Annotated in this window: 25 protein-coding genes; 15 read left to right on the top strand and 10 right to left on the bottom strand. The window is 61.9% G+C overall.

Translation table 11 applies throughout. The annotated features are described in order from the left end of the window. Positions 1 to 172: 172 nt before the first annotated feature. Positions 173 to 655 carry a hypothetical protein gene (locus BEN49_RS28155; protein ID WP_070745102.1) on the top strand — a complete coding sequence of 161 codons (483 nt, stop codon included), beginning with the start codon at positions 173 to 175 and terminating at the stop codon, positions 653 to 655. Between the two features lie 154 nt (positions 656 to 809). Here the strand turns inward: BEN49_RS28155 and BEN49_RS16165 are convergent, their stop codons facing one another. Continuing rightward, the gene (locus tag BEN49_RS16165; RefSeq protein WP_239691972.1) at positions 810 to 1,610 is read right to left on the bottom strand and encodes a glycosyltransferase; all 801 of its coding nucleotides are present in this window, start codon (positions 1,608 to 1,610) and stop codon (positions 810 to 812) included. Positions 1,611 to 1,808: 198 nt separating this feature from the next. Between BEN49_RS16165 and BEN49_RS16160 the strand changes: the two genes are divergently transcribed. From BEN49_RS16160 to BEN49_RS16145, 4 genes are all read left to right on the top strand, one after another. Then, a complete protein-coding gene (locus BEN49_RS16160; protein ID WP_070745113.1) occupies positions 1,809 to 2,810 on the top strand; it encodes a GDP-mannose 4,6-dehydratase in 1,002 nt (333 codons plus the stop codon). A 117-nt stretch (positions 2,811 to 2,927) separates the two neighbouring features. Further along, positions 2,928 to 3,662: a YebC/PmpR family DNA-binding transcriptional regulator gene (locus BEN49_RS16155; RefSeq protein WP_070745100.1), complete on the top strand. Its 735-nt coding sequence runs from the start codon at positions 2,928 to 2,930 to the stop codon at positions 3,660 to 3,662. A 22-nt stretch (positions 3,663 to 3,684) separates the two neighbouring features. After that, complete coding sequence (locus BEN49_RS16150) at positions 3,685 to 4,029, top strand: cupin domain-containing protein (RefSeq protein ID WP_070745097.1); 345 nt, start codon at positions 3,685 to 3,687, stop codon at positions 4,027 to 4,029. Positions 4,030 to 4,073: 44 nt separating this feature from the next. Then, complete coding sequence (locus BEN49_RS16145; RefSeq protein ID WP_070745095.1) at positions 4,074 to 4,442, top strand: VOC family protein; 369 nt, start codon at positions 4,074 to 4,076, stop codon at positions 4,440 to 4,442. On the opposite strand, the gene BEN49_RS16140 is transcribed toward BEN49_RS16145, so the two are convergent. Then, positions 4,420 to 4,980, bottom strand: a complete 561-nt coding sequence (locus BEN49_RS16140) for a DUF2062 domain-containing protein (protein WP_070745094.1) — start codon at positions 4,978 to 4,980, stop codon at positions 4,420 to 4,422. The two genes, BEN49_RS16145 and BEN49_RS16140, sit on opposite strands and share 23 nt — an antisense overlap. A gap of 108 nt (positions 4,981 to 5,088) precedes the next feature. Between BEN49_RS16140 and BEN49_RS16135 the strand changes: the two genes are divergently transcribed. From BEN49_RS16135 to BEN49_RS16120, 4 genes are all read left to right on the top strand, one after another. Then, on the top strand, positions 5,089 to 6,033 hold the full coding sequence (locus tag BEN49_RS16135; RefSeq protein WP_070745092.1) for a YihY/virulence factor BrkB family protein: 945 nt from the start codon (positions 5,089 to 5,091) through the stop codon (positions 6,031 to 6,033). Between the two features lie 312 nt (positions 6,034 to 6,345). Then, a complete protein-coding gene (locus BEN49_RS16130) occupies positions 6,346 to 7,797 on the top strand; it encodes a DEAD/DEAH box helicase (RefSeq protein WP_070745091.1) in 1,452 nt (483 codons plus the stop codon). An 84-nt stretch (positions 7,798 to 7,881) separates the two neighbouring features. Continuing rightward, a complete protein-coding gene (locus BEN49_RS16125) occupies positions 7,882 to 9,309 on the top strand; it encodes a phytoene desaturase family protein (protein WP_070745090.1) in 1,428 nt (475 codons plus the stop codon). A gap of 20 nt (positions 9,310 to 9,329) precedes the next feature. After that, positions 9,330 to 9,707: a low molecular weight protein tyrosine phosphatase family protein gene (locus tag BEN49_RS16120; RefSeq protein WP_070745088.1), complete on the top strand. Its 378-nt coding sequence runs from the start codon at positions 9,330 to 9,332 to the stop codon at positions 9,705 to 9,707. An 83-nt stretch (positions 9,708 to 9,790) separates the two neighbouring features. Here BEN49_RS16120 and BEN49_RS16115 read toward each other — a convergent pair whose 3' ends face one another. The 3 genes from BEN49_RS16115 to BEN49_RS30180 are packed head-to-tail and all read right to left on the bottom strand — an operon-like array spanning position 9,791 to position 14,559. Continuing rightward, positions 9,791 to 11,452, bottom strand: coding sequence for a RagB/SusD family nutrient uptake outer membrane protein (locus BEN49_RS16115; protein WP_083326179.1), 1,662 nt, complete (start codon positions 11,450 to 11,452; stop codon positions 9,791 to 9,793). 27 nt (positions 11,453 to 11,479) lie between these two features. Then, positions 11,480 to 12,877: a SusC/RagA family TonB-linked outer membrane protein gene (locus tag BEN49_RS30185; RefSeq protein WP_083326178.1), complete on the bottom strand. Its 1,398-nt coding sequence runs from the start codon at positions 12,875 to 12,877 to the stop codon at positions 11,480 to 11,482. Then, on the bottom strand, positions 12,823 to 14,559 hold the full coding sequence (locus tag BEN49_RS30180; RefSeq protein ID WP_083326180.1) for a SusC/RagA family TonB-linked outer membrane protein: 1,737 nt from the start codon (positions 14,557 to 14,559) through the stop codon (positions 12,823 to 12,825). The genes BEN49_RS30185 and BEN49_RS30180 overlap by 55 nt, the downstream gene beginning before the upstream one ends. A 372-nt stretch (positions 14,560 to 14,931) precedes the next feature. Here BEN49_RS30180 and BEN49_RS16105 point away from each other — a divergent pair, with 372 nt between their 5' ends. Next, positions 14,932 to 15,807 (top strand): M90 family metallopeptidase, encoded by an 876-nt coding sequence (locus tag BEN49_RS16105; protein ID WP_239691971.1) that lies wholly within the window; start codon positions 14,932 to 14,934, stop codon positions 15,805 to 15,807. 246 nt (positions 15,808 to 16,053) lie between these two features. On the opposite strand, the gene BEN49_RS16100 is transcribed toward BEN49_RS16105, so the two are convergent. Then, the gene (locus tag BEN49_RS16100; RefSeq protein WP_070745111.1) at positions 16,054 to 16,776 is read right to left on the bottom strand and encodes a pirin family protein; all 723 of its coding nucleotides are present in this window, start codon (positions 16,774 to 16,776) and stop codon (positions 16,054 to 16,056) included. Between the two features lie 213 nt (positions 16,777 to 16,989). Between BEN49_RS16100 and BEN49_RS16095 the strand changes: the two genes are divergently transcribed. Next, positions 16,990 to 17,658 carry a porin family protein gene (locus tag BEN49_RS16095; RefSeq protein ID WP_070745083.1) on the top strand — a complete coding sequence of 223 codons (669 nt, stop codon included), beginning with the start codon at positions 16,990 to 16,992 and terminating at the stop codon, positions 17,656 to 17,658. Between the two features lie 87 nt (positions 17,659 to 17,745). Then, complete coding sequence (locus tag BEN49_RS16090; protein ID WP_070745081.1) at positions 17,746 to 18,345, top strand: DUF4142 domain-containing protein; 600 nt, start codon at positions 17,746 to 17,748, stop codon at positions 18,343 to 18,345. Between the two features lie 94 nt (positions 18,346 to 18,439). Here the strand turns inward: BEN49_RS16090 and BEN49_RS16085 are convergent, their stop codons facing one another. The 4 genes from BEN49_RS16085 to BEN49_RS16070 form a co-directional block, all read right to left on the bottom strand. Further along, entirely contained in the window at positions 18,440 to 19,264 is an 825-nt protein-coding gene (locus BEN49_RS16085) for a LexA family transcriptional regulator (RefSeq protein WP_070745079.1), read from the bottom strand. 353 nt (positions 19,265 to 19,617) lie between these two features. Next, entirely contained in the window at positions 19,618 to 21,858 is a 2,241-nt protein-coding gene (recQ, locus tag BEN49_RS16080; RefSeq protein WP_070745077.1) for a DNA helicase RecQ, read from the bottom strand. Positions 21,859 to 21,929: 71 nt separating this feature from the next. After that, complete coding sequence (locus BEN49_RS27035) at positions 21,930 to 22,598, bottom strand: hypothetical protein (RefSeq protein ID WP_125916944.1); 669 nt, start codon at positions 22,596 to 22,598, stop codon at positions 21,930 to 21,932. A 10-nt stretch (positions 22,599 to 22,608) separates the two neighbouring features. After that, entirely contained in the window at positions 22,609 to 23,790 is a 1,182-nt protein-coding gene (locus BEN49_RS16070) for a THUMP domain-containing class I SAM-dependent RNA methyltransferase (RefSeq protein WP_070745073.1), read from the bottom strand. A gap of 293 nt (positions 23,791 to 24,083) precedes the next feature. Here BEN49_RS16070 and BEN49_RS25855 point away from each other — a divergent pair, with 293 nt between their 5' ends. From BEN49_RS25855 to BEN49_RS27030, 3 genes are all read left to right on the top strand, one after another. Further along, positions 24,084 to 24,497: a RidA family protein gene (locus BEN49_RS25855; RefSeq protein ID WP_083326177.1), complete on the top strand. Its 414-nt coding sequence runs from the start codon at positions 24,084 to 24,086 to the stop codon at positions 24,495 to 24,497. 66 nt (positions 24,498 to 24,563) lie between these two features. Next, positions 24,564 to 24,710, top strand: coding sequence for a hypothetical protein (locus BEN49_RS28680; RefSeq protein WP_193415819.1), 147 nt, complete (start codon positions 24,564 to 24,566; stop codon positions 24,708 to 24,710). Positions 24,711 to 24,722: 12 nt separating this feature from the next. Next, positions 24,723 to 25,217, top strand: a complete 495-nt coding sequence (locus tag BEN49_RS27030; RefSeq protein WP_125916942.1) for a hypothetical protein — start codon at positions 24,723 to 24,725, stop codon at positions 25,215 to 25,217. The last annotated feature ends 33 nt before the right edge of the window (positions 25,218 to 25,250 follow it).

The raw sequence follows: 25,250 nt of genomic DNA, 5'->3' as shown, positions 1-25,250 counted from the left end.
GGGCCCTGGCGGCGGATACAGGCCCGTACCTTCCAGGCGTGAATAACTACCCGTCCCCACGCTTTTTTTGCATGACGCCGTCAGAATCCCCCCCTCCTATCCGCGCCAGCCGGACCACTTCCCCCGCGGGAAAGCCGGCCTGGCTGTGCGGCGTGCGTTGGCGGAACCAGCGATGGCCCCCCGCGGCTGGGGCGCGGCCCTGCTGCTGGGGGCTTTGCTGCGGCCCGGTATTGCGGCGGCGCAGCCCACGCGCCCGGCCGCGGCAGGGGCCCCAGCAGCCTTCTTCGGTACCTACCGCTACGTGGCTTACACCGTGTACGACCACACCGACGGCGACCCGCCTACCCACGTAGCCGGCGTGGGTGGCACCCTCACTCTGTTCCCCACCGGGACCTACGACAAACGCCTGCGCATCGTGGGGCCCAACGGGGCCCGCGACTTTGTGCAGCACGGCCAGTGCACGGTACGCGGCGACAGCATCCGCTTCGCCTTCACCGATGCCCAGGGCTTCGACGTGCAGCGCGGCACCTACCGCTTCGATGCCAAAACGCGCCGCCTCAGCATCACCATTGCCGGCTACCCGCCCGGTAACCGAGGCGTGTACGAGCTGGTGGTTGCTAGGGCCCCCACAACTGGCTCGTACACGCCCCGGTAGCCACGGGCACGGGGTTTCTACCCAAAACTGCCCACTGGGCAACAGATGGGGGCCCTACCACGCACCTTTCGGTATTCTGAATGCTCTCAATCAGTTAATTAGGTGGCGTGTGCCCATAACGTGAGCTTGCGGCCAGCGGGGGTGCAAGAAGCTACTAGGCAACTTTGCCCAGCGGGGCGGCACTGCCGGTTGACACCCGGGTACGCTGCTCTTCCGCCACGGCGTAGCTGCGCCAGCGGTTGCGAAGCCAATACACGCCCAGCATGTCGACGATGGGCTTCCAGGCCCGGTTCCAGAACGCGTACTTGGCCGTGCCGGCGAAGCGCGGGAAATGCTGCACCGTCAGCTGCTTCACCTGCCCTCCCTCCAGTTGCACCAGGGTGCCCAGGAAGCGGTGCATCCCGTGGAAGAGCGGCAGGCGCCGGGCGTACTCCATCTTCATGATTTTCAGCGGACAGCCGGTATCCTGGATACCGTCGTTGACGAGGGCGCGCCGCAGGGCATTGGCCACCTTGGACGAGGCCTTCTTAAGGAGCGTGTCCCGGCGCTGGGTCCGCACGCCAGTCACCATGTCGTAGGCGGGCAGGAACTCGAAGAAGGTCAGAAAATCGAGAGGCGTGGTTTGCAGGTCGGAGTCGATGTAGCCCACCAGCGTGCTGCCGCAGTGGTCGATGCCCGCCTTGATAGCCGTGCTCAGGCCCTGGTTTTTGCGCAGCGATATGAACCCGTAGGCCGTGCCGGGGCGGCAAATGGCGCGCAGCAGCGGCAGCGAGTTGTCGGTGCTGCCGTCGTCGATGAACAATACGGTGGTTGGCACGGGCGTTTGGGCCAGGAACCGGTCGAGCTCCACCACCACTTGGGACAGGCTTTCTTCTTCGTTGTACACGGGCACCAACACGGTGAGGGTTTGGGCAGCCAGGTAGGCGGCCGACGCGGCGGGCAGAGAATCGGGCACGAATGAGGACAAGGGCAAGTAAGAACGAACGGGGCCACGCCCACCGGTAACCAAATAATAATTGATGCGGCGAGCCCATAAAAGTAGGAATTTGATTCGTTCGGGCGGAAATTCATAAAACTTTCATAGATCCCTCATGTTTCTTAACCTCCGCAGTCGCTGGCTTTTGGTGGACATTACACGCTGTTAATGAGCTTTATGCCTACGATTCTGGTTACCGGCTGCGCAGGATTTATTGGTTCGCACTTGTGCGAGCGGCTCTTGTGCGACGGCTACCGCGTGGTGGGCATCGACAACTTCGACCCGTTTTATACCCGCGCCGCCAAGCTCGCCAACCTGGCCGGGTTTGCCGATCACCCGCAATTTGTCTTTCACGAGGCCGACCTGCGCAGCGGCGCGGCGGTCCTGGGGGCCCTCATCGACGAGCCCGTGGACGCGGTGGCCCACCTCGCGGCCAAGGCCGGCGTGGGGCCCTCGGTAAGCGACCCGGTGGCCTACTTCGAAACCAATGTGCTGGGCACGGCGCACCTGCTGGAGTGGATGCGCCAGTACGGCCCGCGGCGGCTGCTGTTCGCCTCGTCGTCGTCAGTGTACGGCAACACGCCGGAGCGGCCATTTCGCGAAGACCGGCCCCTGGCCCACGTCGCCCTATCGCCCTACGCCGCCACCAAGCTGGCCGGCGAGGAGCTGGCGTTTACCTACCACCACCTGCACGGCTTCGGGGTGCTGTGCGGGCGGTTTTTCACCGTGTACGGCCCCCGGCAGCGCCCCGATTTGGCCATCCACAAGTTTGCGCGCCTGCTGCGGGCCGGCCAGGCCGTGCCCGTGTTTGGCGACGGCAGCACGGCCCGCGACTACACGTTCGTGCTTGATACCGTGGACGGCGTGGCCCGCGGCCTGGCCCACCTGCTGGCCCAGGACGCGCCGGGCTACGACACCGTCAATTTTGGCAACCGCCACCCCGTGCCCCTGCTGGCGCTGGTCCAAGCCGTAGGGAAAGCCGTGGGCGCGGCGCCCCGGCTCAATTTTCAGCCGCCGCAGCCCGGCGATGTGGAAGTGACCTGCGCTGACATCAGCAAGGCCCAGCGGCTGCTGGGCTACGCGCCGCAAACCCTGCTGGCCAGCGGCCTGCGCCAGTTCGTGGCGTGGCTCGACGCCGAACCTGCCTGGGCACCGGGCCGAGCCGTGCGGGCGGCGTAGCGCGGGAAGCTGAGCCGCCGCCACGCCTTTTGGCTAACTTGCGCTTCCGTTCGGGGCCCCACTCCCACCGGCGGCCCCAAACGGTTAAATGATACTTGTTAACTGTTAATTGAAAAAATGGGACGCGCATTTGAATTTCGGAAAGGCCGCAAAATGAAGCGCTGGGACCGGATGTCGAAAGACTTCACCCGCATCGGCAAGGAAATCGTGATGGCCGTGAAGGAAGGCGGCCCCAACCCCGACAGCAACGCCCGCCTGCGCACCGCCATCCAGAACGGCAAGGGCGTGAACATGCCCAAGGACCGCGTGGACGCCGCCATCAAGCGCGCCAGCAGCCGCGAAGAAAAAGATTACCAAGAGGTTGTGTACGAAGGCTACGGCCCCCACGGCATCGCCATTGTGGTAGAAACCGCTACCGACAACCCCACCCGCACCGTGAGCAACGTGCGCCTCTACTTCAACCGCAACAGCGGGGCCCTGGGCACGGCGGGCAGCTCCGACTACACCTTCACCCGCAAGGGCGTATTCAAGCTGGCCGCCGAAGGACTCGACCGCGACGAGCTGGAGCTGGACCTGATTGACGTGGGCGCCGAGGACGTGTACGAAACCCACGAGGAGGACGAGCACGGCGCCGAGCACGCCTACATGGTGGTGGAAACCGCCTTCACCGACTTCGGCCAGATGCAGAAGGCCCTCGAAGCCAAGGGCCTGAACGTGATGAGCGCCACCCTCCAGCGCGTGCCCAACACCACCGTCGCCCTCAGCGACGAGCAGGCCGAAGAGGTCGAAAAGCTCATTGAAAAGTTCGAGGAAGACGAGGACGTGCAGGCCGTGTACCACACGATGGGCTAAGAATACCCGCGCACCAATTGCCATGAAAATTGCCATCGCCACGGCCCCCAGCTACCCGTGGGGCGATGCCTGCACGGGCTGGCACTTTGTGCAAACCCCGGGGCTCGGCGTCATCCAGGAACGGATGCCGCCGGGCACGGCCGAGGTCCGCCACCGGCACGCGGCGGCCCAGCAGTTCTTTTACGTGCTGAGAGGCACGGCTACTTTTGAGCTGGCCGGCGAACGGCTGGTGCTGGGGCCCGGCGAAGGCGTACACGTGCTGCCCGGGCAGGTGCACCGCATCCAAAATAAGGCGGCGGAGGCGCTGGATTTTTTGGTTATCTCCGAGCCCCACGCGCACGGCGACTGGCAACTGGTGCCGGACTGAGCGGCCCGGGGCCCCAGGTATTTGCCCTGTTTGCCTTTACCGTCATGGCCCTTACCAAGCTCATTCCGAACATCTTCTACGCCGACCTGACCGTTGGCCGCGCGCTGTTTGAGCAGGGCCTAGGCTTTGCGCTGCGCTACGAAGAATTGGGTGGCGCGCAGCCTTTCTGCATCCTGGGCAAAGATGCGGTGGAGCTTCACTTGGTAGAAAACGCGGCCCTCGCTGCCCTCGACCGGCCCCAAATTCGGCTCGAAACCGATGACATTCACGCGCTTTTCGCCGAGGTGCAGCGCGCCGCACCCGGCCTGCTGCACCCCAATGGCAACCGAGTGACGCAGAAGCCCTGGGGCCTGCTGGAATTTGCGCTGCTCGATGCCTCGCAGGTATGCGTTATTGTTCAGCAACCGGCGTAGCCAGCGCCTCAGTAGCCTCGTGCTTGCGCACCACGCGCCGGAACACCGGCCGCAAGCCGAAGTAGAGCAGCGCCACCACCGGCACCGCCGCCACCGCCCAGATGAGCAGGGCCCCCAGCTCGGCCCGCCACAGCAGGCGCAGGATGACCAAGGGCTCGTGGCGCACCTGGTACTGCAACTGGCTGAGGGTGAAGTGCGCCAGCGCGTTGCCCTGGCCCAACAGCTCGCCGCCGTAGCGCAGCAGGGGCAGCAGCAGCAGCAACTGCACCGGCGTGAGCAGGTGGCAGATTAGCTGCAAGGCGGCCACGTTCAGGCGCAGGCGCAGGGCCACGCCGGTGGCGATGAGGGTGGTGAGGCCAAACGTGGGGGCGACCCCCAGGGCCGCGCCCAGCCCCACCGTGAGGGCCAGCTGGCCGGGCGAGAGGCCCGCCTTCAGCAGGTTCAGCAGCGGATCGAGCAGCACTCGGCGCAGCCAGCCGGGCCGGGCCGTGGGGCCCTCCGGCGGGGCCGGGGCAGATGAGGCAGAAGCAACGGTCATATCCAAAGCTAAACTTTAACGAAACCAAGGCAGGGGCCCGGCGCGTATCTTCGCCGGGGCCCCGCGCACGCTTACGAGCGGGCCCCTTTTTTCGCCGTCCGGGCCCCCATGCCACACACTTTTTTGCCCGTCCACCGGCCGGGCCCCTGGTACCGCGAGCTGCCGCTGCTGCTGCGCCACGCCGCCCGCGAGCTGGCCGCCAACGACCCCCTGCGTCTGGGGGCCGCCACGGCGTTTTTCACCTCGTTTGCCCTGCCGCCCATCCTCATCATCCTCATCCAGCTGCTGCGGGCCCTCTACCCCACGTCGCTGGTGCGCACCATGCTGCTGGGCAAGCTCAGCGACGTGCTGGGGCAGTCGGCCACCGGCCTCATCGAGCAGATTCTCAGCAACGTGGCCGACCCGCGCCGCACCCGGCTAGTGACGTGGGCGGGCTTCGCGTTTCTGGTGTTCATCGCCACCACGCTCTTCACCATCATCCAGCACTCGCTCAACCAGCTGTGGCAAATTCGGCCTCGGCGCCACAGCGCGCCCCTGGCCGTGGCCCTGCGCGAGCGGCTGCGCTCGGGCATGGTGCTGCTGGCCACGGGGGCCCTGGCGGTGCTGGCTTTCAGCACCGACGCGGCCCTGAGCTTATTTGCCGACAGCATCCGCGATTTCGACACCACGGTGGTGTATTACGTGGTGCGGGGGCTGAACTCGCTGGCCGCCTTCACCATCCTGGCCGTGTGGTTCGGCCTTACCTTCCGCACCCTCAGCCTGGCCAAAGTGCCTTGGCGGGCCGTGCGGCGCGGGGCGGTGGTCACGGCCGTGCTCATCAGCCTGGGCGAAACCGTGCTCGGCAAATTGCTCGTGAGCCAGGACCTGGGCCCCGTGTACGGCCCGGCGGCGGGGCTGGTGCTGGTGCTGCTGTTCGTGTTTTATTGCGCCATGATTTTTTACTTTGGCGCGGCCTTCACCAAGGTCTACGCCGTGCGCCTGGGCCTTCAGATTCGGCCTAAAAAGTCGGCCGTGCGCTACCGGCTGGTCAACGTTGAAGCAGACGAACGGTAATTTTTCCGCCGTTATTGGCTTGTAAAGCAACGCCTTTCGTCGTCGGAGGTGCCTTTTCTTTCGTTGCACCGCTGGGCTGGCGGCAATGGCGCTGGTTTCGGCTTGCGCGTGGTGGGCCCCAGTTGAGGACGGCCGCCGGGCCCGACGGCACCCGGTACCTGCCCCGCGACGACGAGGGATTTTACGGGGTAGGCCTGACGGACGCGCTTTGCCTAGCCCGTCGCGCGCCTCGACAACAACTTCAACGCCCGCAAAATCAACCAGTTCCTGGCCTTTGAGGCGTTGCCGTAGCCCCGGCCGTACCTTTGTGCGGTGCAAACCTCTGATACGCCTGCCCAACCCGCCGCGCCCCGCGCCGCCGCTTTCGCTGATTTCGACCTGACCCCCGCCCTGCAAGCCGCCCTGGTGGAGCTGGGCTGGGCCGCGCCTACCCCCGTGCAGGCCGCCGTGCTGCCCTTCGTGCTGGGCGGGCACGACGTGGCCGGCCAGGCCCCCACCGGCTCGGGCAAAACCGCCGCCTACGGCCTGGGCCTGCTCCAGCGCATCGACCCGGCCGAAAACGCCGTGCAGGTGATTGTGCTGGTGCCCGCCCGCGAGCTGGCCCTGCAAGTGCGCGACGCCCTGCGCCAACTCGGCAAAACCACTCCTAATCTGCGAATTGCCTCCTACTACGGCGGCCACCCCATGCGCGACGAGCGCAAGGCGATGGAAAACCAAATGCCCCACGTCATCGTGGCCACGCCCGGCCGCCTGCTCGACCACCTGGAGCAGCGCACCTTTGTCCCCAACCAATTGAAGGTGTTGGTGTTGGACGAGGCCGACAAGCTCCTCGACCTGGGCTTCCAGGAGGAGATGGCGACCATTGTGAGCCGCCTGCCCCAGCGCCGCCAGACGCTGCTGTTCTCGGCCACCATGCCCGATAAAGTGCTGGCCCTGGTGCGCTCGCACCTGGCCCGGCCCAAGGTGGTGAACGTGGACGGCGGCGGGGCCGCCGGCACCGCCGGGGCCGCTACCCTGCCCGAAAACCTGCTGCTGCGCGGCCACGTGGTGAGCGCCGCCGACCAGAAACCCGCCGCCCTCTACCACGTCATCAGCCAGCCCAACGCCGGCCGCTCGCTCATTTTTGCCAACACCCGCGACCGGGTGGAGGAGCTGACGCGCTTTTTGCGCGGCCGGGGCGTGGCCGCCGAGGCCCTGCACGGCAAAATGATGCAGCCCGAGCGTGACAAAGCCCTGATGAAGCTCCGCAACGGCTCGGCCACTGCCTTGGTAGCCACCGACGTAGCGGCCCGGGGCCTCGACGTGGACGAGCTGGACACGGTGGTGCAGTACGATGCCCCCGAACAAGCCGACACCTTCCAGCACCGGGCCGGGCGCACGGCCCGCGCCGGGGCCGTGGGCACTGCCCACCTCCTCGTGACGCCCCCCGAGCAGGCCAAGCTGCAAAACTGGCCCGCCGCGGCCACCGTGCAGTGGGCCCGCCTGGTGCCCCCCGCCCTGCCCGCCGCCGCGCCCAAGGCCCCGCGCCCCAGCACGGTGTCGCTTCACATTTCGGCCGGCAAGCGCGAGAAAATCAGCGCCGGCGACCTCGTGGGGGCCTTCGTGAGCGTGGGCGGCCTGGAGCGCGACGCCGTGGGCCGCATTGAAGTGCACGAGCACTACAGCTTCGTGGCCGTGCCCGAGGCCCAGGCCGAAGCGGTGCTAGCCAAAATGCAGAACGCTAAGGTGAAAGGCAAAAAAGTGAAGGTGGCCATTGTGCGCTAAGCGCAATTATTCGTTGGAAGTTGTTGGGACACTAGTAATAACAACTTCCAACAAACCTCTGATAACCCCATCAACCGAAGCCGCATGAGCAGCAAACCCTGGGACGCGGTAATCATTGGCTCGGGCCCCAACGGGCTGAGCGCGGGCACCGTACTGGCCGCCCGCGGCCTGCGCGTGCTCATCGTGGAAGGGGCCGACACGCTAAGCGCCGGTACCCGCACCCAAGAAGTAACCCTGCCCGGCTTCCGGCACGATTTGGGCTCGGCGGTGCACCCGCTGGGCTACTTGTCGCCCTATCTCCAAACCTTGCCTTTGGCGAAATTTGGCCTCGAATGGGTGGTGCCGCCCGCCTCGGTAGCGCACCCGCTGGACGGGCAGGAAGCGGTTGTCCTCTCCAAGTCCATTGCCGAAACGGCCCAAAACCTGGGCATCGATGCGGACGCTTACCGAGCCCTGGTGCGGCCCTTCGTGGGGCGCACTGACGAACTGCTGCGCGATGTACTCAAGCCGCTGGGCGTGCCGCACAGCCCGCTGCTGCTGGCCCGTTTCGGACTGAAGGCGTTGCTGCCAGCCAACTTTTTTGCTGAGCATTTCTTCCGGGGGCCCCGGGCGCGGGCCCTGTTTGCGGGGTGCGCGGCCCACAGCGTGCTGCCGTTCGATAAGCTGTTTACCACCGCCATCGGCCTGCTGTTTTTAGTGACGGGGCACGCCGAGAACTGGGCCTTCCCCAAGGGCGGTGCGCAAAGCCTCAGCGATGCGCTGGCGGCTTACTTCGTCAGCCTGGGCGGCGAAATCCAGCTCTCCACGCCCATCCTGCGGTTCGAGGATTTGCCCCCGGCCCGCACGTATGTGTTTGATACCGACGCGGGCCAACTGGCCCGCATTGCCGGGCAGTACCTGCCAGCCGGCTACCGGCGGCGGCTGGAGAACTTCCGGTACGGGCTCGGCATTTTCAAAATAGATTATGCCCTAAGCGGCCCCATTACGTGGCGCGACCCGCGCTGCCTGCGCGCTTCCACGGTGCACCTGGGGGGCCCCATCGGGGAAATTGCCCGCGGCGAAAAAGATGCCTGGCAGGGCCACCACGCCGACAGCCCCTACGTGCTACTCTGCCAGCAGAGCCTGTTCGACGCCACCAGGGCCCCCGCGGGCCAGCACACCGGCTGGGCCTACTGCCACGTGCCCGCCGGCTCGACCCAGGACATGAGCGCGCGCATCGACGCCCAGATTGAGCGCTTCGCCCCCGGCTTCCGGGACCTCGTGCTGGCCCGGCGCACCATGAACACGCACGCCGTGCAAGCCTACAACCCCAACTACGTGGGCGGCGCCATCACGGGCGGCGCCGTGAACCTGGCGCAGCTTTTCACCCGGCCCGTGGCGCGGCTCGACCCCTACCGCACACCCAACCCCGACCTGTTCATCTGCTCCGCGTCCACGCCGCCGGGCGGGGGCGTGCACGGCATGTGCGGCTACCACGCCGCCCAAAGCGTGCTGAAACGACTGCGGGCCTAGCGGCAAACGCCACCACAGCATTGGCGCCCGGGGCCCCATTTCCCACCTTTCGCAGCGCCTTTTCCATCGATAAGCTCCTATTTATTTGCAGCCAGAACCGCTGGCGCAGCCTCACCGCCGAGCGGCTCTTCGACGGCCACCCGGGGGCCCTGGCCCGCTCGGCCGGCACCGAGGCGGGGGCCCGGGTGCGCGTCACGGCCGGCCACCTGGGCTGGGCCGATGTGGTGTTCGTGATGGAAAAGCGCCACGCCGACCGCCTGCGCGAGAAGTTCCCCGGGGCCCTAACTGGCAAGCGCCTCGTCAACCTGCGCATTCCCGACGACTACCAATTCCAGGACGCGGCCCTGGTGGCGCTGCTGCGCGAGAAGCTGGCGGAATATTTAGGCCCCCCACAATAGTTTCGGCTGATGCTCCATAAAAAAAGGCGGCCCGCCACTCGGTTGAGTAGCGGGCCGCCTTTTCGTTGCATAACTAAGCAGGCTTAGTTGTAGCCAGGGTTCTGGGGCAGCTTCCACACTTGGGCATCGTTCAGGTCGATGGGCAACAGCGGAATGGGGTTCACTACGCCGGTGGTGATGCTGTGCGACATGGCCCGGGCGGCCACTGCGCTGGGCAGCACCCCGAAGTAGCGGCCCGTGCGGATCAAGTCCCAGAAGCGCAGCGACTCCTCGGCTAGCTCCACGCGGCGCTCGTGCCAAATGGCGTTCAGCAGAGGCTGGCCCGCAAGGCCGGCGCTGATGTCGGGCAGGGTGCCGGCGGGCGCGTTGGTGGGCGCGTAGTTGTCGGCCGTGCCTACGGTGGTAGCGCCGGGCGGGCGGGTAGAGGTGCGCGCCCGGGCCCGTACCTGGTTCACCAGGGCCACAGCCTCAGCGTTCTTGCTGGTTTGGGCGGCGGCTTCGGCCTTCATCAGCAAGATGTCGGCGTAGCGCATCTTGCGGATGTTCTGGGGCCCTGCTTGGTTGGCAGCGGGCACCAGGACGGCCACTTTCCGGCTCAGGTAGCCCGTGGCATTCTGCGACAAATCGATGGTTTCGCGCAGGCCGAGCACAATGTCATTGTTCTTGTACACGGTGGCCTCTAGGCGTGGGTCGTTGGCCTCAAATTCGTTAACCAGGTTCTGGGTGGGGTTGTTGAAACCGTAGCCCCAGCCGGTGCCCGGTACGTTGGCGCTGGCCGGGTCACTGGATACCTTGGTGGCCACGCGGTTGTTCTGGAACACGTTATTGGTCGTGCCCGTCATGATGGGGCCGTAGGTATCGTTCGAGGTAGCAAACTGAATCTCGAACACCGACTCGCTGCTGTTCTCGCCAATTGTTTGGTGAATGGCGGCGTAGTTGGCCAGCAGGCTGTACTTGCCCGAGGTGATGACGGTGCTGGTCAGGTCGTACACTTCCTGCCAGGTGTGCTTGTTGGTATTGTCGGTGCCGAGCTGGTACATGATGGCACGGGCCAGGTAGCCGTTGGCGGCGCCCTTGGTGGCGCGTCCGAGGTCGGCGCTGGCGTAGCCGGTTTTTTCGGGCAGCAAAGCCACGGCGTCTTTCAGGTCTTTCTCGATAAAGGCGTAGGTTTCGGCAATGCTGCTGCGCGTCACGCTGGCGACTTCGGTGGGCAACACCGCTTTCTCAAACAGCGGCATGCCGCCGAACGTCTTCACGAGGTTGAAGTAGAAGTACGCCCGCAGGAACAGGGCCTCCCCTTTCAGGCGCGACTTCAGCGCGGCGTCGATGGTGCCATCGTCGATGTTGTTAATCACCGTATTGGCCCGGGCAACGCCCGTGAAGCTGTGCACCCACAGCGTGGTAGATGGCACGTTAGACGGGTTCACGGTCCAGTTTTTCAGGTCGATGAGGGCCGAGAAGTCGCTGGGCGTGCTGCCCTTCTCCGCGTCGTCACTCATCACGTCTCCAAACATCCACTCGTAGGTCTGCCCCACGTAGTCGCTCACCCCAAACTTGGGGCCCTGGTCCCAGGAGGCCACGTCGTAGATGGCGTTCACGGCCTGCACGGCGTTCACGGGGTCGTTGAACAGGTTGCTCTGGGTGGTGGCCCCGAGGGGCTCTTTGTCAAGGAACTTCTGGCATCCTTGCGAAAGCGTTACCAGCGCCGTAAAGGCTAGCAAACGAACTGCGTTGGAGGTTTTCATATTGCGCGGTTAGATAATATCGTTGGGTTAGAACTGCACGTTGAGGCCCAGGCGGTAGGTGCGGGGCTGGGGGTAGTTGCCGAAGTCCACGCCGTAGGCCAGGGGGTTGTTGTAGTAGCCAGAGGCCGAAATCTCGGGGTCGAGGCCGCGGTACTTGGTGATGGTGAACACGTTATCCACCGAAGCAAATACCCGGAAGCCGTTGATCTGGTACTTGGTGATGAGGGCCTTGGGCAGCGAGTAGCCCAGCTCCATGTTGCGGGCGCGCAGGTAGCTGGCGTCTTCCACGTAACGGCTGCTGAACTTGTCGTTGTAGCCGCCGCCGTTGTTGGTGTCGTTCGACGTCACACGGGGCTGGTTGGAGCCAGTGTTGGTGGGCGTCCAGCGGTCCATGCGGTCGGCGTAGAAATTGTTCCACAGGCCAGCGAAGTTGCTCGACTTCGACAAGTTGAAGGCGGCGGCGTTGATGGCCTCGGCACCCTGTACGCCGTAGAGCAGGATCTTAAAGTCGAAGTTGGCGTAGTTCAGGTTCAGCGAGGCGCCGTAGCTGAAACGGGGCGTGGCGCTGCCCAGGTAGGTGTTGTCGTTGGCGTCAATCTTACCGTCGCCGTTGATGTCGCGGTACCGCACGTCGCCAGCGACGGCGCCGGGCTGCAAGGAGCTGCCGGCATCGGCCTGCGTTTGAAAAATGCCGTCGGCTTGCAGGCCGTAGAAGTAGGCAATTTCGTGGCCCACGTCGGTGCGGGTGGTGTTGCCGATTTGCGAGAGCACGTTGCCGCTGGCAATGGGGTTGGCCCCGCCCAGGTCGGTAATTAGGTTGTTCACCTTCGTGAAGTTGATCCCGGCGTTGTACTGGAGCTTACCGATTTCGTTCCGGTAGTTCAAAGCCAGCTCTACGCCGCGGTTGCGCAGCGAGGCCACGTTGGCGCTGGCGGGGGCCTGGCCCACAAAGTTGGGCACCGGCAGCAAGGCAATCATGTGCTCGGTTTTGCGCTCGAAGTAGTCGCCGGTGAAGGTCAGCTTGTTGTCAAGGAACGCCGCATCGATGCCGAAGTCGGTGGTAACGGCCGTCTCCCAGCGCAGGTCGGGGTTGTTCAGCGTGGCAATGGCCAGGCCGGGGTTCTTGGCTTTGTCGGGCCCAAACACGTAGTTCTGGTTGTTGGTGGCCACCGAGGCGTACCCGTAGTTGGGGGCCGCGTTCTGGTTGCCCACGGCGCCGTAACTACCGCGCAGTTTCAGCGCCGAAACCGCGGTAATGCCCTTCATGAACTCCTCGTTCGACAAGTTCCAGGCCACGCCCACCGAGGGGAAGGTGCCCGTGCGCTGCGAGCCCAGGAAGCGCGACGTCTGGTCGAAGCGCAGGGTAGCGGTTACCAGGTACCGGTCGCGGAAGTTATAGTTGGCCCGGCCGAAGTACGAGAGCAAGCCGCTGCGTACTGGCCGCTGCGCACCGTAGAGTTAGCAGCCCGGGAAGCCGAGATGTACTGCAACGACACATCGGCGGGCACATCGTAGCCCGTGATGGAGATGCTGTTGCCATAGGCCCGCTGGGCTTCCTGGCCCAGCGTGGCCGAGAACGAGCTGTTGTTGCCCAGGTCCTTGTTGTAGTTCACGTAGTTCGACCACACCCACGAGATGTTGTCGCCACGGGTTTCCACCAGAGCACTCTGCGAGCGTTGGTCGTTGGGGCCCAGGTAGTACTTGGGCTGGTACACCTTGGGGTGGTAGTTGTTGTAGTTGATGCCGAACGTGGAGCGGAACGTCAGGTCCTTGGCCAGCGACACGTCGAGGTAGCCGTTGGTGAACAGGTTGGTGGTGTACGTTTTGTTGAATTCCTGCTCCTGGAGGTAGCGGCCCAGGTTGGGCGTGAAGCTCGTGATGTTGTTGTAGGAGAAGGTCCCATCGGCGTTGTAGGGCGACGAGATGGGGTTGGCCTGGATGGCGTTCTGGAGTACCGTGCTGTAGAAAGCCCCGCCCTGGCCGTCGCCGGCACCCGTCTGGTTGGCGTTGGCGAACGTGGCCGAAACGCCCACTTTCACCCGCTCGGTCAGCTTGGCGTCGTCGTTCACCCGGATGACGTACTTTTTCAGGCCCGTGGCCTGGATGATGCCGTCCTGCTGGAAGTAGTTGCCGCTGATGAGGTAGCGGTTCTGCTCGGTGCCGCCCGAGGCCGACAGCGAGTAGTTGGTGATCAGGCCCTTTTGGGTCACAAAATCCTGGTAGTTAAAGCCGGGCTCGCTGCCTTGCAACGCGCTGTTCAGCAGCGCCGAGTAGTCGGTGGGCACCGTCCCGCCGCCGTTGGCGTAGGCCTCCGTTACCAGCGTGGCGTACTGCTGGGCGTTGGTCAGGTCCAGCTTTTTGCGGATTTGCTGGAAGCCCGTGTAGCCAAACAGGTTGAACTGTGTTTTGCCGGCCTTGCCGTGCTTGGTGGTGATGAGCACCACACCGTTGGCGCCACGCGAGCCGTAAATGGCCGTAGCCGAGGCATCCTTCAGAATTTCCGTCGACTCAATGTCGGTGGGCAGCAGGAAGCTGATGTCACCGGTCTGCACGCCGTCCACCACGTACAGGGGGTCGGCGTTGTTGATAGTGCCCACGCCGCGCACCCGGATGCGAGTGCCTGAACCGGGCTGGCCGCTGTTGGACGTCACGTCCACGCCTGCCACGCGGCCTTGCAGGGCCTGCACGGGGTCGGAGGTAGCCACCTGCGTTAGCTGCGCGCTGCTTACGGAAGCCACCGAGCCGGTGAGGTCGCTCTTGCGGGCCGTGCCGTAGCCGATAACTACGACGTCGTTTAGGGCCTGGGCGTTGTCGGCCAGCGTCACATTTACGTTGCCGTTGGTGCCCGCCACGGGTATTTCCTGGCGCGTAAAGCCAACCGAGCTGATGACCAGCACGCTGTTGGCGGGGGCCTGCAGCGTAAAGCGGCCGTCTACTCCTGTGCTGGCGCCGTTGGTGGTGCCTTTTACGAGAATCGTGACGCCCGGCAGGGCCTCGCCCTTGCCGTCTTTAACTATCCCTTGAATCGTTTGTGTTTGGGCTGCTGCACCGAATGGCTGAAGCAATAGCGCAAACACCACGAATACCGCAAGTAAAACGGATTTCATATGCTCGTTTGAATTAGTGAAATGATAACAACAAAAGTATTTCCCTGCATACGATTGCGTTAATACTATTGTAGCATTTCATATTCTCATAATTATAACTGCCTCATATTAGATCTTATTTATCTACTTTACTATCAGTATTTTACTAGTTAAAATGCTTGCTTTTTCGACCTGTTAGTGTGATGATTTAAGTCGTTTGTAGCAAACATTAAATTGTGATTTTTATGATAGAATTATAACACTTTCTTTGCGGATTACGACATTTAGGCAATAAATACCCGAAAGATGACCAAATACCAAACGATTGTGATAGCCAGCGCAATCGGGCAACCCAACCCGCCCGGCTGCGTTGATTGGTGGATGCCGTACTTTTTGAGCTTGGCCGTACTGGCCGCCGTGGTCTTCGGGTTCTACCGCTACGCCACAGCCGCCGGCCGCCGCCGCACCGCCGCACTAGCCGCGGGCTTCCCAGCCGCGTGGAGGGGCTTGCTGGCCGGGCACGTAGCCTTTTACCGGGTCTTGGGCGCTGCCGAAAAGAGCCGGTTTGAGCAGCGCGTACAGCTGTTTCTGGCCGATGCGCGCATCACCGGCGTGCAAACCGAGGTGGACGAACTGACGCGCCTGCTAGTGGCCGCCGCCGCCGTCATTCCCACGTTTGGGTTTCCCGAATGGGCGTATGCTCACCTCGGGGAGGTGCTGGTGGTGCCCGATGCCTGGGTGCTGGGCCCCGACTCCGCCCAAGAAATGCAGCCGCTGCAAGGCACACTGCTGGGCTCGGTGCAGCGCTTCCAGAACCAGCATTACATGCGCTTGTCGAAAGCCTCTTTGCTCCAAGGCTTTGCTGACCCGGAGGACCGCCAGAACGTGGGCATCCACGAGTTTGCGCACTTGCTAGACGAGGCCGATGGCGTAATTGACGGCGTGCCCCAAGTGGAGTTGCCCCCGCACCTGCTGGGGCCCTGGGCAGCCACAGTGCACCGCGAAATGGAAGCCCTGCGGGCCGGCGAATCGGACATTAGACCCTACGCAGGCACCAACGAAGCCGAGTTTTTCGCCGTCGTCACGGAGTACTTCTTCGAAAAGCCCGACCAGTTGCAAGCCCATCATCCTGAGCTGTACGCCCTGCTCACTGAGCTTTTCAACCAAAGCCCCGGCGCCCGCCGGGACCCCAGCGAGTTCGGCCCCCGCTCGCCGTGCCCCTGCGGCAGCGGGAAGCCGTACGAAGATTGCCACCAAGCGACGACGTAGGGTCCCTTGCTTACTATGGCCTGTTTGCTACGGCGCCGCCCGCTATAGGCGCGCGGCATCGTGGCCAGGAAGCAGCGGATTGGTAGCCGTTGGTTAAGTAATAATTAGAGCAATTTTGGGGCTGGTGTACGGGTGGTGCTCACCCGTACTACCAAGCTGTGCTTGGTCTTGCCCTGGGGCCCCACACGCGAGACCAAGCACAGGTTGGTTGTACAAATCGCTACGTACACCAGCCCCGAAACCGCTCTAATAGTTCGCTTCGCTGGCGGGCAGGTCAATCAGGATAAACTGAGCTTCTTTTTCGGCGATGATGCGCACCAGGTTTTCGTCGCCTAGGCGGGCCTGGTCGTTGGGCCCCAGGGCTACGCCATTCACCACAAGGCTGCCTTCCTTTACGTAGATGAAAACCAGGCGGATGGGGAAGGTCCGGAACTCAATTTCCTTGCCCGCTTCCATGTTGGCCCAGTACACAGTGCTGTTCGAGTTCATGTACACCACGTCTTCGAGCACTTTTTGGCCGGTCACGAGCGGTACTAGTTCGTTTTTGTGGCGGTCAAGAAAGTCCAGCTCTTTCTGCTCGTAGCTGGGGGCCAGGCCGCGTTGCGACGGCAGAAACCACAGCTGGTAGAGGTGCAGGGACTTTTCCTGGCGGTTCATTTCGGAGTGGGCCACGCCGGTGCCGGCGGTCATGCGCTGCACCTCGCCGGTCGTAATGGTGGTGCGGTTGCCCAGCGTGTCCTCGTGCGTCACTTCGCCGTCGAGTACCAGCGTCACGATTTCCATTTCCGCGTGCGGGTGCTGTGGAAAGCCGTTCTGCGGGGCCACGTGGTCGTCGTTGAACACCCGCAGGGGCCCAAAGTGCACGTTGTGGCGGTTGTGGTAGTCGGCAAACGAGAACAGAAAGTAGCTGCTCAGCCACGGGGCCGGGGCGGCGTGGTGGCGGTCGGCGGCGGGCAGGTGCTGGAGCATGGCAGTCAGATTGGGGAGTGGGCGGGTGAGGTGCATACGCGGCGGCTGGGCGCGAAGTTAATGAGGCCTTCGTTCAGCTTAGAATAAGTCTATTCTGTATTAAATCTGTATCAAAAAATACATTCTTTTTAGCCGTTGCCATCCTTGGTTACGTACAGCGGCCCGAAGGGTATCCTCTAGTTTATCCCCTTATTATTTCCCAAACCCAGTTTTATGAAAAAATTAGCACTCGCGCTGGCAGCTGTCGCCAGCGTCGGCCTCGCCTCCTCGGCCCAAGCTCAGGGCATCCGTTTCGGCTTGAAAGCCGGCGCCAACCTGTCCAACGTATCGGGCGACCTCACCAACCAAGATAACTACAAAAACAAGTTCGGCTTTGTGGGCGGCGCCATGCTGAACGTGGGCCTGATCGACAAGCTGTTGTCGTTGCAGCCCGAAGTGCTGTTCTCGCAGAAAGGCTTCAAGTACGGTGATAACACGTTCACCGTGGGTGGCAACACCAACCGGTTCACGGGCAACCGCACGTATAATTACATCGACGTGCCAGTGCTGCTGAAAGTGCGGGCGGCGGGCCTGTTTTTCGAGGCGGGGCCCCAGTACAGCTACTTGCTAAACGTGCGCGATAAATCTGAGTACACCTTGAACGGCAACACCGTAACCAGCTCAGCCGCCAACCAGAACCTGGACAACGTGCGCCGCAACGAAATCGGCTACGCGGCCGGCCTGGGCTACGAGGCCTCCAATGGCTTCCTAATCGACGTGCGTTACAACGGTTCCTTCACCGACTTTGCCAAGGATGGCTACAACGGCTCGAACCAGGACCTGCGCAACGCCCGCAACTCGGTGTTCCAGGCCTCCATCGGCTACCTGATCGGCAGCAAATAGTAATTACTCCCCCGAAGCAACGCCCCGGGGCCCCACGCAGGGGCCCCGGGGCGTTGCCTTTTTTACACCCTCATCCTCCCCTACCCCATGCACCACCGTTTGCAGCTACTCGCCCTAGCGGCCTTGCTCGGCACTTCGGCCGGGGCCCCCGCCCTGGCCCAAAACAAGCCCGTCAAGGAAGCCAACAAGCTCAATAAAAAGCGCATCAAAGCGGGCATCGTCAACCCTTCCTTTACCAAGGCGCAACTGAAGTACGACTCAGACTTTGCCACAGCCGCTACCAGCGACAACCTGCTGGCTTCGGCCTTGAGCGCCCTGGCTGTGCAGAAGGTCACGGCCTTGGAAATAAAGGATTTTGCCAAGCAAACCGACGCTGACCACACCCAGTTGCAAAGCCAACTGCAAGCCGTTGTGGGCCGCTCAGGCTTGGCGCTGCCCAAAATGATGAGCCATGACGACCGGAAAATCTACGACGACGTGGACGACCGCAAGTACCTGGGCTTTGATAAGAAGTACCTCCGCGAAATGGGCGAGCTGCACGAACGCGCCATCAAGCGGTGCGCGGAAGCGGCCGAAAAGGCCAGCACCCCCGAACTGCGCACCTACGCGGCCGAAACCCTGCCCAAACTGCGCGCGCACTCCACCCACATCGCCGAGCTATATAAGCGGGCTAACGAGCGGAAGTAAGCGGTTTCTGTCCTTTCAAAACGCCCGCAAACGCAAAAAGCCCCGGCACTGCCGGGGCTTTTTGCGTTTGCGGGCCGCCAGCGGTGCTGGGCCCCTAAGCGTTGCGTAGCTCAGTTACCTGCTGTTGCAGGTCGGCCACCACGCTGGCCAGGCGCTCGAGCGAGAGTTCGGCAGCGGGGAAATGGCTGCTGATGTAGCACTTGGCTTCCCAGATTTCGAGCGCCTCGGCCCCGGGCAGGTCGTAAGGCTGGTAGCGGGGGTTGTCGGAGTGCAGGGCCAGAGCCCCGGCGGGCCGCGCCTTGCGGAACACGCGCTTGAATACGATGCCGTCGCGCGGGCTCACCACTACGCAGGGCGTGCCGTCCTTCAGGTTGGCCATTTCCTCTACGTAGCGGCCCACCACCACGGTGCCGCTCACGAGGGGCAGCATCGAATCGCCGGAAATCTCGAAGGCGCGGTAGCTGCCCGTGGACGGCAGCATGGGCAGCCGGAACCGGGGCAGCTCGCCCAGGTACTCGGGGTCGGCGTAGCCGTTGAGGTAGCCGGCGGCGGCCTTGTGGGGCACCAGTTCGATGTTTTCGTTTTGGTCCTTGTCCACGGTCAGGGCCAGGATACGGAGCTTGCCGCCGGCCGGGCTGGGCTCGGGGTCGTCGTCGTCGCCGCCGGCCGGAGCGGGCTCCAACTGGCGCATGGTGGTGGCCGCTTTGGCGTTTTTGCGCTTGCTAAAGTCGGTGGTTACCAATTGGTCGAGCGAAATGCCGAACAGGCGGGCCATGTTCACGAGGGTGGCCATGCGCGGCTCGGCGCGGCCTTCCTCATAGGCCCCCACCAAAGAGCGTTTGATGCCCAGCTTCTCGGCAATCTGGGCCTGGGTCAGGGCCAATTCGCGCCGCCAGAATTTTAAGTTCGTGTTTATCATCGGAAAGGGAGCAGCCGGAAAGGGGCGCGCAACGGGGCGTCCGGGCCGGTGAAGTTAGCAACGCGCCTGCAAAGTTACTAATTCCGTTAGCGAACATTTTTACCGGGCCCCAAGTATTTTTTCGCTTGGTTGCCCCATCCATAAGCTGGGCCGCAATGCACCCGCCCGGTTCGGTATTTCAAGTACTTGGGCCCCACCAATTGTGGATCAGATAATAAGGCAACGGCCCTGTAAAAAATGCCAGCCGCTGGGTAGCGGCTAGCTTTTTTGCGCAGGCCAGTAGCCTGCGTCACTGTTCATTGGCGCGGCGCGGCCGGGGCCCCGTAGCATCGCCAGGGCCCCGGCACACCGCCCTACTTCCGCAGCCGAATGCTGGCTAGGCGCAGTTGGAAGTAGTCGTACTTCTCACGCAGGTGGTCGAAAAGGTCGCGCAGCGCGGGGGCCCCACCGAGCTGGGTGCGGGCGGCGGCGATTTCGGCCAGCTGGGTGTCGGTTACGAACTCCTCCAGGCGCAGGGGCAGGCCCTTGGTGTAGGCGCGCTCCAGGTGAGCCTTGACGGTGCTTTCAACCAAGCCGCGCTGCGCGGCAATCTGCAACGGGCTGAGGCCCTGGCAGTGCAGCTGGAAAGTGGCATCCTCCGAATCGTTGACGGCGGCAGGGTCGGCGGGCGCTTTGGCGGCTTTCTCGGCCTTGGGCCGCGCTGCGGGGGCCCCAAAGGGCAGCTCGTCGCCATCGGCGGGCACGGTGCGCGGGGGCCCGTGCTGCACAATGGCTTGCATGAACATCTCGCCGTAAGTCTCGAATTTCTTCATGCCCACACCCGATACGGCCAGCATGGCCATGCGGGTAGTGGGCTGCTCCTGAGCCATTTCCTGCAAGGTGGCATCGCTGAACACCACGTAGGGCGGTACGCCCTGCTCGTCGGCCAGCTGCTTGCGGAGCTGGCGCAGGTGCTCAAACAGCCGGGCCTCGGGCGAGCCGGTGGCGGCGGCTTCGGTGGCGGCTTTTTTGCTGGCGCGGGTGGGCTTTTCGGCCTTCTCGGAGACTTGAAACTTCTTGAGCGGCAGCGGCAGCTCGCCCTTCAGCACCTCGTGGCCGCGGGGCGTGATTTTCAGCGCGTAGCCTTCCTCGTAGGCGATGTAGAACAGGCCGTCGTTCAGCATCTGGTGCACGTAGCTGTACCAGTCGAGGTACGGCAAATCGGCCCCCGCGCCGTAGGTCTTGATCTGGTCGTAGCCCCCGCCGATGACGGCCTGGTTGCGCATGCCGCGCAGCACGTCGATGAGCAGCGTCACGCTGAGCCGCTCACGCGCCCGCGCTACGGCCGACAACGCCTTCTGGGCCAGCAGCGTACCGTCGAACGTAGTGGGCGGGTTGCGGCAGATGTCGCAGTTGCCGCAGTCGTGGGCCAGCGTTTCGGAGAAGTAATGGAGCAGGATTTTGCGGCGGCAGGAGGCAGCTTCGGCGAACTGCTGCATGCGCTCCAGTTTAGCCGTATTGAGCTGGGCCTGGCGCGCGGGCACGTCCTTGGTCACCATCTCGCGCATTTGCATCACGTCGGCGAAGCTGTAGAACAGGATGGCCGTGCTGGGGGCCCCGTCGCGCCCGGCGCGGCCAATTTCCTGGTAGTAACCCTCGATGTTTTTGGGCAAGTTATAGTGCATCACCCAGCGCACGTTGCTCTTGTCGATGCCCATGCCGAAGGCGATGGTGGCCACAATCACCTGCACGTCGTCCTGCAAAAAGGCCTCCTGGGCCTTGCTGCGCTGGTTGGGCGTGAGGCCGGCGTGGTAGTGCGCCGCCTTGATGCCCTTCTGCTGGAGCTTCTGGGAAATGGTTTCGCAGGTTTTGCGCGAGAGGCAGTAGATGATGCCGGGGTCCTGGGGGTGGCGCGCGATGTAGTCCACCACCGAGCCCACGCGGTCTTGCCCGGGCCGCACAATGAGATTGATGTTCGGCCGGTCGAAGCTGGAGAGGAACACCTTGGGCTCGTGCAAGTTGAGCTGGGTGATGATGTCGCGCTTGGTGAGGCGGTCGGCGGTGGCGGTGAGGGCCACAATGGGCGTCTTAGGAAACTGCGTGCGCAGGGCCCCCAACTTGGTGTACTCGGGCCGGAAGTCGTGGCCCCAACTCGAAATACAGTGCGCCTCGTCGATGGCAAACAGGCTGATGTTCACCCGTCCCAAAAACTGCATAAAGCCTTCCGACAGCAGCTTCTCGGGACTGACGTACAGCAGCTTGAGGTGCCCGCTGACGGCCGCCCGGGCAATGTCGTTGGCCTCGCTCTGGCCCACGCTGGAGTTGATGAAGGCCGCGGCGATGCCGTTGCCCTTCAGGGCCTCCACCTGGTCCTTCATAAGGGCAATGAGCGGCGATACCACCACGCACAGCCCCTCGCTCACCACAGCCGGCACCTGGAAGCACACCGACTTGCCCCCGCCGGTGGGCATGAGCACCACCGTGTCCTGGCCCGCCAGCACGCTCTGGATGATGTCGGCCTGCATGGGCCGGAAGTTGTCGTAGCCGTAGTAGCGTTTCAGGGCCCGGCGGGCGGCGGGCAGGAGTTCGGCGGCGGCAGTCAGGGTATCGGGCATAACGGGGCAAGGGTATCCTACTATAAAGAAACGGCGCGGGCCGCGAAGTTCCATCCGGTTTGGTGTGGTGGCTAATCTAACCCGCGCAGCAAAGAATGTCCAGCCTCTAGTCGCGCCAAGATGGTTTCATCTCGTACTAAAACTATTTCATCATCTTCGACAAAAATAAACTCTGCTGTAAATAATTCTCTGGCTAATTTTTCATTTAATCCTTGATAGTTACCACCGCTTTCGCCAGTCTCGTTATTATCCTGCGTACCGTACTGATCCAGATAATGACCGAATTTGGTTTGGCCCGTAACATTTACAGAGTACTCGTCTGTCTCTACGAAAACTTTGGCTGTTGCCATACCAAGTACGTGCAAGTCACCGTGGTTATAGTCGCCCCAAAATACTTCATCCACCATTAAATCGCCAGTAACATAAACTTCCTGGCCACCAACTAACATATTTCCGGCTCGCAAGTCACCCAATACAATTAGACCAACTGCACCATCGGTTTCTTCATTGTACACGTACCGTTTCACTGTTAAATTTCCCTTGACCAGAATCAAAAAAATATGTTCTGTTTCGTCAGAAGGAAAATCCAAATTTAGCAAATCTAATACTGTACTGCTTTCAAATACAATAACAGGTTCATCATCAAATTCACTTTGATTTAATTCGTTACGCCAAGCAGCCCAGGCATCACCTGGAAGCAGATGCTTTATTTCAGCAAATGGAATGCGTTGATGATCCATGGATGGCAGATTAAATATCAGTTTTAGCTGAAGGCGTATCCTTGGGCTCCCGCCGCGAGCCGCGGTACAATTCATACTTCAGCAGCCGGCAATCAATTGGCCCGTTGAAGAGCGGGATGCGCCGGGTGGCCTTCAGGCCGACAGTTTTGGCCGCGTCGAGGTTGCCGGTCAGCACGTAAGCCTCGTAGCCCTGGAAGTTGGTTTTCAGCGCGTCGCCGATGGTTTTGTAGAAGGCGGCCATCTCGGCCTCCTCCCCGATCCGCTCGCCGTAGGGCGGGTTTGTTACTACTAAGCCGGGGCCCTGGTTGGCGGGCGCGGCGGCGTCCTTCACGTCGCGCACCGAGAGGCGGATGCAGTCTTCGAGGCCGGCGGCGGTGATGTTCTGGGCGGCCTGGTCGATGACTTTTGGGTCGATGTCGGAGCCGGCCAGGTAGGCCTGGGGCTCCTCCAGGCGCTGGGCTTCGGCTTCGGCGCGCACTTGCTGCCAGAGGTCGGCGTCGAAATCGGCCCAGTTCTCAAACCCGAACTTGCCCTGGTGGAACAGGCCCGGCGCGATGCGCTGCGCGATGAGGCCGGCCTCGGTGAGGATGGTGGCCGAGCCGCACATGGGGTCGATGAGCGGCTTTTTGCCGTCCCAGCCGGCGAGCAGCACGAGGCCAGCGGCCAGCACCTCGTTCAGGGGCGCGTCGTTGGTGGCCTGGCGGTAGCCGCGGCGGTGCAGCGAGTCGCCGGCGGCGTCGCGGCTGATAATCACCTCGTTCTCCAGCATCCGCAGGTGCAGGCGGATGTCGGGGTGGCGCGTGTCCACGTCGGGCCGGTGGCCGGTACGGTCGCGGAACTGGTCCACGATGGCGTCCTTCATCAACTGGGCCACGAACAGCGAGTGCTCGAAGGTGGACTTGTTGACCACCGCCGTGATGGCGAAGGTTTGGCCCGGGCCGATGTACTCGCTCCAGTCGATGCGGCCCACCTCGCGGTACAGGGCCCTCTCGTCGGGGGCGTAGAAGCCGGCCAGCGGGCACAGCAGGCGCATGGAGAGGCGGCTCCAGAGCACGGTTTCGTACAGCAAGCGCTGGTCGCCAATGAATTCGACGGCGCGGCTGCCCACGTGGGTGATGTCGGCCCCGAGGGCGTACAGCTCGTCGGCGAGCAATTCTTCTAATCCAAACTGGGTGGTGGCGGTGAGGTGCATGCCCGCAAAGGTCGGGCAGGAATGCGTTGGGGCCCCCTTCCGCCCGAAATAGCCCCAGCCGCTATCTTGCGGCCACGAGCCGGACGCGCTCGAACCTTTCGCCAACGCACGGCCATGCAGGACAAAAACCTGTACATCATCGCCGGTTGCAACGGGGCGGGCAAAACCACGGCCTCGTTCACCATCCTGCCGGAGGTGCTGGATTGCCGCGAATTTGCAGCTAAATGATTTGCGGCGACCGTGATGTTGCGCGCTACCCCGTTTGAAGGATCTGTTTTATTAAAACAAATAAAATGATGGCTAGGCAAAACTTCAACACGGCAAAAGTACCCAGAACGACGGACGTATTTCCGCAAGCAGTTGTGGCGGATAATTTAATATTTGTTTCTGGCACTACGGGTTTCAACCCAAGCACTGGAAAACTAAGTGACAGCTTCGAAGAGCAGGCCATTCAATCGTTTAGGAATATAAAAATCATTCTTGAAGAACTCGGAAGCAGCCTAGATAAAATCGTAAAAACAACTGTATTTATGGTTACAGGCAACGATTTCAGCGTAATAAATAAGGTGTACGCAGAAGTTTTTCCGGAAAATGCTCCCGCCAGAAGCACCCCCCAAGTAATGCCTTTTCCAGCAGGTATTTTAATTTCGATAGAGTGCATTGCGCTTGTGCAACATGTACCAAGCAATTGGCAAGGGTATTACTGATATTAATAAGGCTCACATCAGCTTTTTTCAGTTACTTATTATTCGTCGATAGCGCACTTATTTTTTATGAAAACCGAACCTGCAATTGAGCGCCGAGATAAAATCTTAGCCGGCCTAAAAATAGCTTACGCAAGAATGCTTGAATTTAAGCGCCAGAAGAACAGCGTAGTAGTAATAGCTCGTGATGGGAAGGTTATTAGATTAAAACCGTAATTATTAAAAACCATGTATTTAAATCAAGACCAAATTCGTGAACTTGACTTAATAACTCGCGAAGCGTTAGATATACTATATCTGGAAGATGTGGTTTTATTGAGTAGAAGTGGATTAGAGCAGTCTTTAGCTTTTCGTTTTGGAATCTATTTTCATTCCCGAATCAAGGATGTAGAATGGCTTTCCACGCTGGATTTAGATATGGAATACAGCAAGAATGGGAATGATCCAAAGCGCACTCCGACCAAACCAAACGGATCAAGACCTGACCTCATATTACATAGTAGAGAAAATAATGATAATAATGTTTTGATTATTGAATTCAAAGGCTGGTGGAATTCTCAAAAGAGAAGCGTTGACAGAAACAAGATCTTGGACTTCACAAATTTTGAGGGTGACTATATATATGGCCTTGGTATATTGATTGAATTCAAAAAGAATAGATACGTTCTAGAACTCATTCAGGGAAACAGCACGCTTAACCTATCTGAAGTGCCTCTTATATAAAAAGAGCCGGCCCCTGTGGCCGGCTTTTTTGTA

It is taken from the genome of Hymenobacter coccineus, from assembly GCF_001816125.1.
Classification (GTDB): domain Bacteria; phylum Bacteroidota; class Bacteroidia; order Cytophagales; family Hymenobacteraceae; genus Hymenobacter; species Hymenobacter coccineus.
The sequence above is the reverse complement of the archived record's forward strand: the minus strand, read 5'-3'. Positions and strand labels throughout refer to the sequence as shown.